The sequence below is a fragment of the Pseudomonas sp. 14P_5.3_Bac1 genome (assembly GCF_025466135.1).
Taxonomy (GTDB): domain Bacteria; phylum Pseudomonadota; class Gammaproteobacteria; order Pseudomonadales; family Pseudomonadaceae; genus Aquipseudomonas.
This window is the reverse complement of the sequence record NZ_JANLOF010000049.1, coordinates 43,531-57,053: the sequence shown is the minus strand read 5'-3', so window position 1 is coordinate 57,053 and position 13,523 is coordinate 43,531. Positions and strand designations below refer to the sequence as shown.

Sequence of the window (13,523 nt, the reverse complement as noted above, 5' to 3'; positions counted from 1 at the left end):
CAGATTCCTCACGAGAGTCATTGCAGCCTGTGGGCGCCGACGTGGCGCCCCCAGGAATCGGGTCAAACCAGGTGCAGCGCGGTCAGCAGCATGTCGATCGCCTTGATGCCCACGAACGGCACCACAATCCCGCCCAGCCCATAGATCAGCAAGTTGCGACGCAGCAACGCCGCCGCGCTCGCCGCCTGCACGCGCACACCGCGCAGCGCCAGCGGGATCAGCACCACAATGATCAACGCGTTAAACACAATGGCCGAGAGAATCGCGCTCTGCGGGCTCTGCAAGTGCATCACGTTGAGCACGCCCAATTGCGGGTAGATCGAGGCGAACAGTGCCGGCAGGATTGCGAAGTACTTGGCCACGTCGTTGGCGATGGAAAACGTGGTCAGCGCGCCGCGGGTCACCAGCAACTCCTTGCCGATCTGCACCACGTCCAGCAGCTTGGTCGGGTCGCTGTCGAGGTCGACCATGTTGGCCGCTTCGCGAGCCGCCTGGGTACCGTCATTCATCGCCATGCCGACGTCGGCCTGGGCCAGTGCCGGGGCGTCGTTGGCACCGTCGCCACACATGGCAACCAGACGACCGTCATTCTGTTCGTGGCGAATGCGCGCGAGTTTTTTCTCCGGCGTGGCTTCGGCCAGCACATCGTCCACGCCGGCTTCGGCAGCAATCGCCGCAGCGGTCAGCGGGTTATCGCCCGTCACCATCACGGTGCGAATCCCCAGTTTGCGCAGCTCGGCAAAACGTTCGCGGATGCCAGGCTTGACCACGTCCTTGAGGTGGATCGCACCGAGCAATTTGCCGTCGGCGCACACCAGCAAGGGTGTGCCGCCGCTTTGGGCGATCTTGTCGATTTCCCGCGACAGTGCCGGTTGCAGGTCGCGGCGTTGCTGGCCGATAAACGCCAGCAGCGAATCCACCGCGCCCTTGCGGAACACACGGCCTTCGTAATCGACACCGGACAAACGCGTTTCCGCGCTGAAGGGCACCGAGGTCAGTTGGTCCAGGGTCGGCTCAGCCTGCGGGTGCAAGGCGCGCAGGTATTCGACGATGGATTTGCCCTCTGCGGTGTCGTCCGCCAGCGATGCCAGCAGCGCACCCTCGGCCAAATCCCGGCCACTGACGCCAGGCGCGGCGATCACCGCCGCGCAGCGACGGTTACCAAAGGTGATGGTGCCGGTTTTATCCAGCAGCAACACATGCACGTCACCCGCCGCTTCCACCGCGCGCCCGGATTTGGCGATCACATTGAGGCGCACCAGACGGTCCATGCCGGCGATACCGATGGCCGACAACAAGCCGCCGATGGTCGTAGGAATCAGCGTCACCAACAGTGCGACCAGGAACACGAGCGGCAAGCTGCCATTGGCGAAGTGCGCGAACGGCTGCAGGGTGACCACCACCAGCAGGAAGATCAGGGTCAGGCCGATCAGCAGGATATCCAGCGCGACTTCGTTGGGGGTTTTCTGGCGTTTGGCACCTTCCACCAGGGCGATCATGCGGTCCAGCGTGGACTCGCCCGGGTTGACGGTGATGCGGATCAGCAACCAGTCCGACACCAGCCGCGTGTTGCCGGTGACGGCCGAACGGTCGCCGCCGGACTCGCGGATCACCGGTGCGGATTCGCCGGTGATCGCCGCTTCGTTGACTGCCGCGATGCCTTCGATGACCTCGCCGTCACCGGGGATCATTTCTCCGGCGGCGACGCGCACGACGTCGCCTTTGCGCAGGCTGGTGGCCGGCACGACTTTGAAGCTGCCGTCGGCCTCCTTGCGGCGTGCGCTGAGGCCTTCACTGCCAGCCTTGAGGCTGTCGGCGCGGGCCTTGCCGCGACCTTCGGCCAAGGCCTCGGCGAAGTTGGCGAACAGCACGGTGAACCACAGCCACACGGCGATCTGCACGGCGACGAACGTCGGCACGGCGGTGTCGGGCACGAAGCACAACACGGTGGTGAGGATGGCGGTCAGTTCGACCACCAGCATCACCGGCGAACGTTGCAGCTGGCGCGGGTCCAGCTTGACGAACGCCTGGCCCAGCGCCGGGCGCCATAGCGCAGAGATGGCGGTTTTTGGCGACTCCTGAGTTGTCACAGGGGCGGCGTTTTTTGCAGGCATATTCATTTTCATATCCCCTCTTAGAAGCCCATGCTCAGGTGTTCAGCGATTGGGCCCAGTGCCAGTGTCGGCAGGAAAGTCAGGCCGCCCACCAGCAAAATGGTCACGGTCAACAGGGTCACGAACAGCGGGCCATGCGTGGGGAAGCTGTTCTGGCCAATCGGAGCGGTCTTTTTCATTGCCAGGCTGCCAGCCAGAGCCAGTACCGGGAGGATGTAGCCGAAGCGGCCGATCAACATGCCCAGGCCCAACATCAGGTTGTGGAACGCGGTGTTGCCACTGAAGCCGCCGAACGCCGAACCGTTGTTGGCACTGGCCGAGGTGTAGGCGTACAACAACTGGCTGAAACCGTGCGGCCCAGGGTTGCTGATAGCACCTGCCGGGCCTGGCAGGCTGGCGGCAATGGCGCCCAGTACCAGCGTGCCCACCGGCATCACCAGCAAGGTCACCACCAGCAATTGCACTTCCTTGGCCTGAAGCTTCTTGCCCAGGTATTCCGGGGTGCGGCCGATCATCAAGCCGGCGAGGAACACCGCGATCAACACGTTGAGCAACATGCCGTACATACCGGCACCGACGCCGCCGAAGATCACTTCACCGACCATCATGTTGACCAGCGCCACCATGCCGCTCAGCGGGTTGAGGCTGTCGTGCATGCCGTTGACCGAACCGTTGGACGCCGCCGTGGTGGTGACCGACCACAACACCGTGCCGGTGGTGCCGAAGCGCGCTTCTTTGCCTTCCAGCGGTGCGGTTTGCTCAACGGCCGGGTTGTTCAGGGTCGGGTTGGGTTGGTACTCGGCCCACAGCGACGTCGCGCCGCCGATCAGGAACAGCGCCAGCATGCAGCCGAGAATCGCGCGGCTCTGACGCAGGTCCTTCACGTAGTGACCGAAGGTGAACACCAACGCCACCGGGATCAGGATGATTGCCGACAGCTCGAACAGGTTGGCCCAGGCCGTCGGGTCCTCAAACGGGTGCGCCGAGTTGACGCCAAAGAAGCCGCCACCATTGGTGCCCAGTTGCTTGATCGCAATCTGGCTGGCTGCCGGGCCGAGTGGGATCACCTGGTCCACGCCCTGCATCGTCACGGCATTCACGTAGTGCGCGAAGGTTTGCGGCACGCCCTGCCACACCAGGAACAGCGCGAACACCAGGCACAATGGCAGCAAGCCGTAGAGGGTAGCGCGGGTCATATCGACCCAGAAGTTGCCCAGGGTCTTGGTGGACTTACGCCCGATACCACGGCACAGCGCGACCAGCACAGCCAGGCCGGTGGCGGCGCTGACGAAGTTCTGCACGGTGAGGCCGATCATCTGGCTGAGGTAGCTCAGGGAGGCTTCACCGCTGTAGTTCTGCCAGTTGGTGTTGGTCATGAAACTGACCGCGGTGTTGAAGGCCAGCGTCCATTCCTGACCTGGCAATTTCTGCGGGTTGAGTGGCAGATACTCCTGGAACAACAGCACAGCGAACAGCAACACGAAACCGGCCAGATTGAACGCCAGTAGCGCCAGCGTGTACTTCTGCCAGCTCTGTTCCTGGTGTTCGTCCACGCCAGACAGGCGATAACACGCGCGCTCAACCGGGCCGAGCACCGGCGTGAGCCAGGTGCGCTGGCCTTCCATCACCTTGTAATAGAACCTTCCCAGGAACGGTGCCGGCACCAGCACCACGGCAAAGAAGGCGATGATCAGCCAATAGTCATAACTGTGCATAGCCTGCTCCTAGTTCCGATCCGCGCGTAACAGCGCAACCAGCAGATAAATGAACAGCGCCACGGCCAATAGCAGTGACACCCCGTCCAGAACGCTCATGGAAGTCTCTCCGTTTTGCGGCGATTGCCGCGTGTGAGGCAATTGTCCGCAGGAGTGGCGTAAAGGAACGAGAGCGACGCTGGGGGCCGGGCGTAAAGACGGCGTAAAGAGTGGATTTATGCGGGGTTTACAGAGGTCGGTGGTGGCTGTTGGGGCCTCATCGCGGGCAAGCCCGGCTCCCACAGGTAACCGCAATCCCCTGTGAGAGCCGGGCTTGCCCGCGATGACGGCAGCTCAAACGCCCCTGCACTCAACTGGTGCAATGACAGAAGATTTCAAACGCCAAACCGTCTCCTCGACGACAGTTCGGCGTCTTTACGACAATGAATGGCGCACTGGCATGGCCGCTGCAACACCTTGAATCATTCCAAACGGTTCAGGGAGCGCAACACGATGAACACACAACTCAAACCCACCTTGGGCACCCTGCATCTGTGGGGCATTGCCGTCGGCTTGGTGATTTCCGGCGAGTACTTCGGCTGGAGCTACGGCTGGGGCGTCGCAGGCACGCTGGGCTTTCTGGTGACCTCGCTGATGGTCGCCGCCATGTACACCTGCTTTATATTCAGCTTCACCGAACTGACGACGGCGATTCCTCACGCGGGTGGCCCATTTGCCTACAGCCGTCGCGCCTTTGGTGAGAAAGGCGGCTTGATCGCCGGCCTGGCAACGTTGATCGAATTTGTCTTTGCCCCGCCTGCGATAGCCTTGGCCATCGGCGCTTATCTGAATGTGCAGTTTCCGGCACTCGACCCCAAACACGCGGCCGTCGGTGCCTATATCGTCTTCATGGGCCTGAATATTCTCGGGGTGAAACTCGCGGCCACCTTCGAGCTGGTGGTGTGCGTGCTCGCCGTCGCCGAACTGTTGGTGTTCATGGGCGTGGTAGCGCCGGCGTTCAGCTTCAGCAACTTCGCCCTCAATGGCTGGGCCGGGTCCGACACCTTCGGCGCGCCGGCGATAGCCGGGATGTTTGCGGCCATTCCTTTCGCCATCTGGTTCTTCCTTGCCATCGAAGGTGCAGCGATGGCTGCCGAGGAAGCGAAGGATCCCAAGCGCACCATCCCAAAAGCCTACATCAGCGGGATCCTGACGCTGGTGGTGCTGGCCATGGGCGTGATGTTCTTTGCCGGCGGCGTGGGCGACTGGCGCACGCTGTCGAATATCAATGACCCGTTGCCGCAAGCGATGAAAACCGTGGTGGGCGACAGCTCCGGCTGGCTGCACATGTTGGTGTGGATCGGTCTGTTCGGCCTGGTGGCGAGTTTTCACGGCATCATCCTCGGCTACTCGCGCCAGTTCTTCGCCCTCGCGCGCGCCGGCTACCTGCCCTCTTTTCTCGCCAAACTGTCGCGTTTTCAGACGCCGCACCGGGCAATCATTGCCGGCGGTGTGGTCGGCATCGCCGCCATCTACAGCGACGGCCTGATCAACCTGGGCGGCATGACGCTGACCGCCGCGATGATCACCATGGCGGTGTTCGGTGCCATCGTGATGTACATCATGAGCATGCTCAGCCTGTTCAAACTGCGTAAGACCGAGCCGCTGCTGGAGCGCACCTTTTGTGCACCGGGCTATCCGATCGTGCCCGGCATAGCGCTGGTGCTGGCGGTGGTCTGCCTGGTGGCCATGGCCTGGTTCAACGCGCTGATCGGGCTGATTTTCCTGGGCTTCATGGTGGTGGGTTTTGTGTACTTCCAACTGACCGCGCAGGACCGCGCCGACGCACCGGCCGATGCGATGTTGACGGGGCTGTGAGGCTACTGGGGCAGAACGGGCCTACAATGAACTACTAAGAAAGCCCGTGACTCAAAGCAGCTATTACCGTGGGAAATTTCCCCACGGTTTGCTGCCTCAAGGAGAGCCCTATGCCGTGGTATGCCTGGTTGATTTTAGTGGTCGCGATCGGTTCGATCGTCGGTGGTTTATTGATGCTGCGTGACAGCGCCAACAAGGTGGAACTCACCGACGAACAACGCAAACGCGTGGCCGAGCGCAACGCCCAGGCAGACTCAAAGGACGCCCAGGACCGCTGAACCTGGCGCTACTCCCACGCCGCCTTGGCGATATGCAACCCGTGCTGGCCTTTATAGGCCGCACGTTCGGGCTGGCTCCAGCCATTGAGCAACTCCTCCTCCAGACGATAAATCTCCACACCCAAAGGGCGACACACCGTCAACGGATCCTGCGCGTCAGGCCCCCACATCGGCAGCGACAAATCCCCGCCCGGGCACGTCGACAGCGCGCAGAGCAAATCAATCTCGGCAAAAAACTCCAGGTAGTCGCCCTTCTGCGCCGGGCAGGCTTTCATGAAGTACATGTCATCGTGATTGAGGCCGGTGCACTGGAAAATGTTCAACACGTCATGCACGTCGAATTCCGTCAGACCGTGGGGTAGCACCGCGCGTGTCAGGTTTGAGTGGCAATGGTGATGAAAGTCTTCGCCGGTGAGCATGCGATTCACATACGGATCGCAGCGCGTGCCAAGCAAGTCGTGCAGGCGCCCGCCATGCTCATCGATGCCATAACTCGCCAGGCTGTCATCGGTGATGGTCACCAGCGGCCGCAGAAACGGCAGGTTCGACCACAGTCGATCATGAGTGCTGACATGTGCGCCTTGTAACTGGCGGGTACGTGCGGCCCAAAGACGTTCGCGAGGATCGTTGGCATTCCACACGTTGAAGTCACCCACTTGTGGCCCAACCGGCGTGGTAACCCGGAACACATGCCCGGCCGGCACCTTCCACGCCCTGCCCGTGCGAATCGGCACGTCGAACTGCTCGATCAATGTGCGTTGGTCCGCACGATCACGAATGCGCTCATAGAACGCGGTATCAACCTGCAGCGCAGAACCTTTACTGACCTGGTACGCGGCCGGATAGTCTTTATACATGGGGCAATCCTCCATCAGGGGTGATCAAACAAGGCCAGGGAAAGGCGTTCGGAATCGTCCAGGTACTGGCTCATCGCCTCCTGCGCAGCCGCTTTGTTGCCGCACGTCAGCAACGCATAGATCTCCTGGTCGCGCTCCAACCAGGGCGACTGGAAACGCTGCTCATCGGGTGCCGCGCAAAACACCAGCCGTAGCTGAGCTATGACCTGGGCGAAAAACTCATCAAACAGTGGGCTGCGCATCAGCCCGACAATCCGTTGGTGGAACGTCAGGCTGTGAGTCGCCACTGCGCGCCAGTCCTCGCGCTCCCTGGCCAGGGAGGTGGCTTCGATTGCGTTTTGCATGTGCTCGGACTGAGCATCCGTCAGCCCACCGCTCTGGGCGATAGCCTGCAATTCGAGGGTTCGGCGTACAACGAACAGGTCACGCACTTCATCTCGTTCCAGCCGCCGCACCATCACGCCTTTGTTGCGCACATAACGGGTAAGCCCTTCCTGCCCCAAACGGTGCAAGGCCTCGCGAATGGTATTGCGCGATGCGTTATAAATTTTGACCAGGTCCACCTCGACCAGCGCCATGCCGGGTAACAGCCGCCCGCCAATGATGTCGGCACGCAGTTCAAGTGCAATCTGATCCGCCAGAGACAAGCTGAGCGTCATCATCACCTCACGATTGTTGAACAATCCATGAACCAGATGTAATCACTTTTCATGCCAGTACCGCTGAACGATGTGTGGATGGGTAAAAAAGCTTAACTCCGTTAACATGCCCGCTCGTCCACGAGGCCGCCCATGCGTTATTCAGCAGACCATAAAGCCCAGACCCATCAACGCATCATCAAGGAAGCCTCAGTGCGCTTTCGCCGCGACGGCATCAGCGCGACCGGCCTGCAACCCCTGATGAAAGCACTCAATCTGACGCACGGTGGCTTTTACGCGCATTTCAAATCCAAGGATGATCTGGTGGAAAAGGCCCTGCAGGCTGCCGCCGCAGAACTGGATGCACATTGCGAAACTCTGTTCAGCCAGGAGCGGCCGCTGGATGCATTCATAGACAACTATCTGTCTGACTGGCACCAGACCTCTCCCGCTGAAGGCTGCCCGCTGCCGACCATGTCTTCGGAATTGGGCCAGAGGGGAAAGCAGAGTCCGACCACGGATGCTGTGCTTGAAGCGCGATTGAGGCAGGTTGAATCAACGTTGGATCACGCGAATGCCGACGAACGAAGCCTGGTACTGATGTCGACGTTGGTAGGGGCATTGGTGCTGGCCAGGAGCGTAGAGAGCCAGTCATTGGCAACGCGGATCATGAAAGTCGTGCGCGAGAACTTGAAAGATCAGATCTCAGACAAAGAAAAGGCCGGTCAATGACCGGCCTCTTGGGCAACGTTTACAGACTCAATTAATAGCCAGCCTGTCGCGGTTTTTCTCCAGCAATGCCTTACCGATGCCTTTGACTTCCAGCAACTCGTCTACTGCAGTGAAGGGCCCATTGCTGTCGCGATAGGCGACAATCGCCTTGGCCTTGGCAGCGCCAATGCCGAACAGATCGCGGCGCAGGACTTCGGCATCGGCGGTGTTGAGATTGACCTTGGTCGTTTCTTCAACTTTCGCCATCTGGGCGACGATGGGCGTAGGGGCTTCGGGTTTGGCGGATGGGGCTGCGGTGGTGGCGACGGAGACACTCGCGAGGAAGGCAAAGATCAGGGAAGAGATATAGGTGTTTTGCATAGGTGACGCTCCATGACATCGGTAGAAGAAAAGCAGCTTTTCCGAAGCTGCCTTTCTAACTTAGGTGATGTTTGGAGGGAGTCAAAAGTGAGTCAGTTACAGCGTGTGTTTTTCTATTCCGGCAGAACGACTTACCCGTAGATTTGTAACATTTAAACTCATGGTTCAAGTCGACGCTGCTGATATATCCAGTCAACAATTTCCCCATCCGGCGTGTAACCACTGACGGTGTCGCGCAACAACTGGCGAACCCGGCTGAAATCGTCCTGATCAATTGCGGCAAGTAGCTCAGAAAGCTTGACTTTCAACACTTCCCACGGCAAGTAGTCCTCGTTAGCGCTCATGATCATCGGATGTTGTGTTGCAACAACATTGTCCCCGATAAGCAACTCTTCATATAACTTCTCGCCCGGGCGCAAACCGGAAAACTCAATGGCAATATCGCCGTGAGGATTTTTGTCGGACCGCACACTCAGTCCTGAGAGATGGATCATTTTTTCAGCCAGTTCGACAATCTTGACCGGCTCACCCATGTCCAGCACGAACACATCTCCGCCAAGCCCCATCGAACCCGCTTGAATGACCAGCTGAGCCGCTTCAGGAATGGTCATGAAGTAACGGGTGATCTTCGGGTGCGTGACCGTCAGCGGTCCGCCAGACTTTATCTGCTTGTGAAACAGCGGGATCACCGAACCGGAGGAGCCTAATACATTGCCAAATCGAACCATCGTAAAACGGGTTTTATTCACCCGCGACACGTTGGTTTTGTCCCCAAACAGCACGGGGGCAGGTTCACGGCTCAATGCCTGCAGGGTCAACTCGGCAAGACGCTTGGTGCTGCCCATCACGTTTGTTGGACGCACGGCCTTGTCGGTGGAAATCAACACAAAATTCGATGCGCCCGCTTGAACCGCCGCCTGCGCCGCGTTCAGCGTGCCGATAACATTGTTCAGCACACCCTCTGCGATGTTGTGCTCGACAATGGGTACATGCTTATAGGCGGCAGCGTGGTAAACGGTATCGACCCGCCAGGCCTTCATGACATCCAGCAGCTTTGACGGGTCCCGCACTGAACCCAGGATAGGCAGCAGTTTTACCGGTAACGATTTACGAGTAATACGCTGTTCCAATTCTGAAAGAATACTGTAGAGATTGAACTCGCTGTGCTCAAACAAGAGCAAGGTTTTAGGTTTAAGCTCCAGAATTTGCCGACAGAGTTCTGAACCGATCGAGCCACCCGCCCCCGTGACCAGGACACTCTGCCCCTTGATGCAATGCTCAAGCAGATCGCCTTGCGCAGGCACCGAATCACGTCCCAGCAAGTCCGCAATATCGACCTCTTGAATATCGTCAACCTTGACCCGTCCACTGGCCAGGTCCATAAAACCCGGGACGCTACGAACGTGTAGCGGAAAACCTTCGAGAAAACCGAGAATCTCCCGGCGCCGCCCGCGATTGGAGGACGGGATTGCCAAGAGAATTTCCTGTGCTCCCGTAGCGTCGATCATCCTCTGGATATGCTTGGGCTTATAGACCTGGAGGCCCGAGATGACACGGTCCGAAATAGACGCGTCATCGTCAATGAACGCAACCGGGCGCATCACTCGGCCCATACGAAGCGCTGCCACCAGCTGATTCCCCGCCGCACCGGCGCCATAGATGGCAACACGTGAAAGACCATCGTCACGGCTGGTAAACGGGACGTGTTGGGCAGCGGCAAACCAATCGCCTAAAAAGTACTGACGCATGGTCAAACGCAAGCCACCGACCATGATCAAACTCAACCACCAATAGTTGAAAATGATCGACCGGGGCACCACGTTCTGATGGTTGCTATACCAATAAACGACCACACCCAGGATTAAAGAAGAAAGGCTGACCGCCTTGATAATTGCGACCAACGCATCGTTGCCAAAATAACGCATGACAGCGCGGTACATACCGAAGCGAATGAACAGGGGTATCGCAACCACCGGCGCCGCCAGGAACAACCACAAGTGCATTTTGACCGGGTTGATCATCTCGTCGATTCCGAGACGGACTAAAAACGCCATCCACAGTGCCAAAAATACGAGTATGACGTCCGCCAATACTTGAATCAGTCGTTTTTGATGACGAGGCAATTTCAATAGCCACGTACGCAACCGGTTTATCATGATTCACCTATCGCCTATGCGTCAGATCAAAAAAACTTCTTGATCGCATTACAACGCAGAACAAAAAACATACTTTGTATAATCAACCTGAATCGGCCAATCAAACACTTGCTACGGTATTAATGTGAAACACCATCACGTTTGATGACCTTCAAGGCTGTTAAAAACAAGATTTTTAGGTCGAAAAGAACACTCATGTTTTTCGCGTAAAAAGCATCATAGCCAACCTTAACCGGTATGGGCAACTCGTCACGGCCGTTGACCTGCGCCCATCCCGTAAGACCTGGACGGATAAGGTGTACGCCTTGCTCGGTGCGCAGCTCAACCAGATCGGCCTGATTAAAAAGCGCGGGTCTGGGTCCTACAAAACTCATATCACCTGCGATGATACTCCACAGCTGAGGCAATTCATCCAGGCTGGACTTTCTTAGAAAGTTGCCAATAGGCGTCAAGTATTTAGACGGGTCGAGCAGCAAATGCGTGGCCACAGCAGGCGTACCAATACGCATCGAGCGAAACTTTGGCATCCTGAACAATACGTTGTTCACCCCTACGCGGTCAGACCAATACAGTGCGGGTCCTTTTGACGTCAATTTAACCGCCACCGTAACAAGCAAGATCGGGATCAAGAGTATGAGCAAGGCAAAGAGGCTCAGTACTAGATCAAAAAAGCGCTTCATGTTTCCACCAACCTTTCAATTCACAACCGTTTAGACGAATATTTAGCGAACTTTCCTGAATATTTGGCGATTGAAACGGACAACCAGGACGCCAGCGCTTTTTTGCGCAGAATACAAGGGTGTTCTATCAAATGCCACGACAGGACAGCCGGAACCAGTGCAACGGGAAGCGCCACGAAAATCATTTCAACGGGCGATATTCCTTTCCACGTGTGCGCAAGGATCTCCTGGGTAGGAAAAGCATATATGTACAGACCGTAAGAGTAATCCCCGAGCTTATTGTATTGGCGTGCGAACCATTGGGTGTTGAAGGCAACGAAAAAGACAGAATAACTCCATGCGATCACGAACACCTCTACAAACAAGGGGGACTTGTAGAAACACAGCGCGGCCAACCAGCCGAGGGCTAACATCCAGACGCTCAGCTGAACCTTGGTTCGGTAGGCATAAAATACCATGCCAATAACAAACGCAAAGCTCCACTGCACCCACGTGCGAAACTGAAAACCTGCAATCAAGTATTCATTTTTTTGCAACAGGTTAAATACTGCATAAAACACAAAATACAGCACGAAAAATATCGAAACCCGGCGAGTATGTGTCAAACAACCGATAACACCGAGCGCGAACACCATCGCGTACAGCAGCACCTCATAATACAACGTCCACAACGAACCATTGATTCCGGGGTAGGGATTGTCCTGAAACAAGCCTGGCAACTGAAAGTGAATATCCTTCAGCTTCAGATTTCCTGTGATGTATTTATGTACTTCTTTAGAAGAAAAATAATCATGCACACTAAAATCGGTGAACAACGGACCGATTACCCAAGCACTTAATACCAGGACCACCAACAGCGCAGGGTACAACCTTAAAAACCTGGCCACGACAAAATCAATCTTTGTCTTGGACCGCTCATAACTCAGCGATATGAAAAATCCGGATATGCAAAAAAAAGTGAATACGCCCAAGCCGCCGAGTGTTATTCCGAGCTGAGCCATCAACGGCTCAACTTCGGTAGCGCCTCGGGATAGCGGAAACGAATGTGACACCAACACGAAAAATGCCGCAACCATCCGGATAAAATTGAAATTATTATCTCTGGACTTAAGCAGCTCAGCCAAATTACCCATGCGACGGTCCGCTCTGTTTTTCTTGATAATGCCGAGCCGTGATTGCAAAAGCCTCGTCAATACTGACTGGAGGTGTCCAGTCTAAACATTCCCGCGTGTCCGTGATATCGACCTGAAGCGAACCACACAACCGTTGCAAAAACTCTTTCTTGCCCACTAACGCTGCTGCAACATTCAACAATGCATAAGGAAAAGCAAAAACATAGGACGGCTTGTTCATCGCCACGGCGAGCTTTTTCAGAATCTGTCCAATAGACAGATCGTGACCATCGCTTACCAGGAACACACGGTTCGCCGCGGCAGGATGTTTGATGCACACGCAAATCAGATCGACCAGATTATCAATGAAGACGAGGCTTCTTCGGTTATCAATCGTGCGAAAAGGAAGTGGCAGCTTTTTGTTAACGACAGAAAGCATTCGTTCAAAATTGGCTTTCACGCCTGGCCCATAGACCAGGACAGGCCGAATGATGACGACATCCATTGAGGTGTGACGCGCCAGCTCTAAAAGCGCTTGCTCTGCCTCCAGCTTGGACACTCCATAATCGTCGAGCGGCGCAGGGGCATCCTTTGACGTAAACGCACGGCCAGCGCTGGTTTCTTCACCATTGACTTTAACCGAGCTTATATAAATGAATCTCTGCACGCCGGCGTCAGCTGCTTGCCGAGCCAGATTGAGCGTAGCGTTCACATTAACTTCCCGAAACGCCTGCAACGGATTGCTATGGGTTTCGTTCATGATGTGCGCTCGACCGGCAGAGTGAATGACTACGTCAACATCCGACAGGGGCGCTGTCCAGTCAATGTCCCCGGTCAACGACTCAATAACAAAATCCTGCACGCCAGGGCGCGGCGAAGTGTCCGTCTTGCGGGTTACATTCACCACTTGAAACTGAGCCTTAACCAGCGCATCCAGCACTGAGCGCCCTACAAAACCCGTTCCGCCCGTGAGAAGCACTGTGGGCGCGCCTGCAGCGGAACCAACGCTAATTTCATCCAACAC

At 57.0% G+C, this 13,523-nt stretch carries 13 protein-coding genes; 3 read left to right on the top strand and 10 right to left on the bottom strand.

All coding sequences use genetic code 11. The annotated features are described in order from the left end of the window. Positions 1 to 62: 62 nt before the first annotated feature. The 3 genes from kdpB to kdpF are packed head-to-tail and all read right to left on the bottom strand — an operon-like array spanning position 63 to position 3,928. Positions 63 to 2,120, bottom strand: coding sequence for a potassium-transporting ATPase subunit KdpB (gene kdpB, locus NTD89_RS11125; protein ID WP_410017208.1), 2,058 nt, complete (start codon positions 2,118 to 2,120; stop codon positions 63 to 65). Positions 2,121 to 2,134: 14 nt separating this feature from the next. Beyond that, positions 2,135 to 3,829, bottom strand: coding sequence for a potassium-transporting ATPase subunit KdpA (gene kdpA / locus NTD89_RS11120; RefSeq protein ID WP_145163185.1), 1,695 nt, complete (start codon positions 3,827 to 3,829; stop codon positions 2,135 to 2,137). A 9-nt stretch (positions 3,830 to 3,838) separates the two neighbouring features. Beyond that, positions 3,839 to 3,928, bottom strand: a complete 90-nt coding sequence (gene kdpF / locus NTD89_RS11115; protein WP_003218754.1) for a K(+)-transporting ATPase subunit F — start codon at positions 3,926 to 3,928, stop codon at positions 3,839 to 3,841. Between the two features lie 393 nt (positions 3,929 to 4,321). Between kdpF and eat the strand changes: the two genes are divergently transcribed. Both eat and NTD89_RS11105 read left to right on the top strand, forming a co-directional pair. Then, positions 4,322 to 5,686 (top strand): ethanolamine permease, encoded by a 1,365-nt coding sequence (gene eat, locus NTD89_RS11110; protein ID WP_262207608.1) that lies wholly within the window; start codon positions 4,322 to 4,324, stop codon positions 5,684 to 5,686. 110 nt (positions 5,687 to 5,796) lie between these two features. Continuing rightward, entirely contained in the window at positions 5,797 to 5,964 is a 168-nt protein-coding gene (locus NTD89_RS11105; RefSeq protein ID WP_083359476.1) for a DUF2897 family protein, read from the top strand. 8 nt (positions 5,965 to 5,972) lie between these two features. On the opposite strand, the gene NTD89_RS11100 is transcribed toward NTD89_RS11105, so the two are convergent. Further along, a complete protein-coding gene (locus NTD89_RS11100; RefSeq protein ID WP_145163181.1) occupies positions 5,973 to 6,821 on the bottom strand; it encodes an urea carboxylase-associated family protein in 849 nt (282 codons plus the stop codon). 14 nt (positions 6,822 to 6,835) lie between these two features. Next, complete coding sequence (locus tag NTD89_RS11095; protein WP_262207673.1) at positions 6,836 to 7,480, bottom strand: GntR family transcriptional regulator; 645 nt, start codon at positions 7,478 to 7,480, stop codon at positions 6,836 to 6,838. Between the two features lie 132 nt (positions 7,481 to 7,612). Here NTD89_RS11095 and NTD89_RS11090 point away from each other — a divergent pair, with 132 nt between their 5' ends. Beyond that, entirely contained in the window at positions 7,613 to 8,191 is a 579-nt protein-coding gene (locus tag NTD89_RS11090) for a TetR/AcrR family transcriptional regulator (RefSeq protein ID WP_262207606.1), read from the top strand. Between the two features lie 27 nt (positions 8,192 to 8,218). On the opposite strand, the gene NTD89_RS11085 is transcribed toward NTD89_RS11090, so the two are convergent. The 5 genes from NTD89_RS11085 to NTD89_RS11065 all read right to left on the bottom strand — a co-directional run bounded on the left by NTD89_RS11085 (position 8,219) and on the right by NTD89_RS11065 (position 13,523). Further along, on the bottom strand, positions 8,219 to 8,551 hold the full coding sequence (locus tag NTD89_RS11085) for a ComEA family DNA-binding protein (protein ID WP_106576856.1): 333 nt from the start codon (positions 8,549 to 8,551) through the stop codon (positions 8,219 to 8,221). A 158-nt stretch (positions 8,552 to 8,709) separates the two neighbouring features. After that, positions 8,710 to 10,707: a polysaccharide biosynthesis protein gene (locus NTD89_RS11080; protein ID WP_242193844.1), complete on the bottom strand. Its 1,998-nt coding sequence runs from the start codon at positions 10,705 to 10,707 to the stop codon at positions 8,710 to 8,712. A gap of 119 nt (positions 10,708 to 10,826) precedes the next feature. Then, positions 10,827 to 11,387, bottom strand: coding sequence for a sugar transferase (locus NTD89_RS11075; protein ID WP_262207603.1), 561 nt, complete (start codon positions 11,385 to 11,387; stop codon positions 10,827 to 10,829). A 20-nt stretch (positions 11,388 to 11,407) separates the two neighbouring features. Further along, the gene (locus NTD89_RS11070) at positions 11,408 to 12,520 is read right to left on the bottom strand and encodes an acyltransferase family protein (RefSeq protein ID WP_262207602.1); all 1,113 of its coding nucleotides are present in this window, start codon (positions 12,518 to 12,520) and stop codon (positions 11,408 to 11,410) included. Next, entirely contained in the window at positions 12,513 to 13,523 is a 1,011-nt protein-coding gene (locus tag NTD89_RS11065; protein ID WP_262207599.1) for a UDP-glucose 4-epimerase family protein, read from the bottom strand. The genes NTD89_RS11070 and NTD89_RS11065 overlap by 8 nt, the downstream gene beginning before the upstream one ends.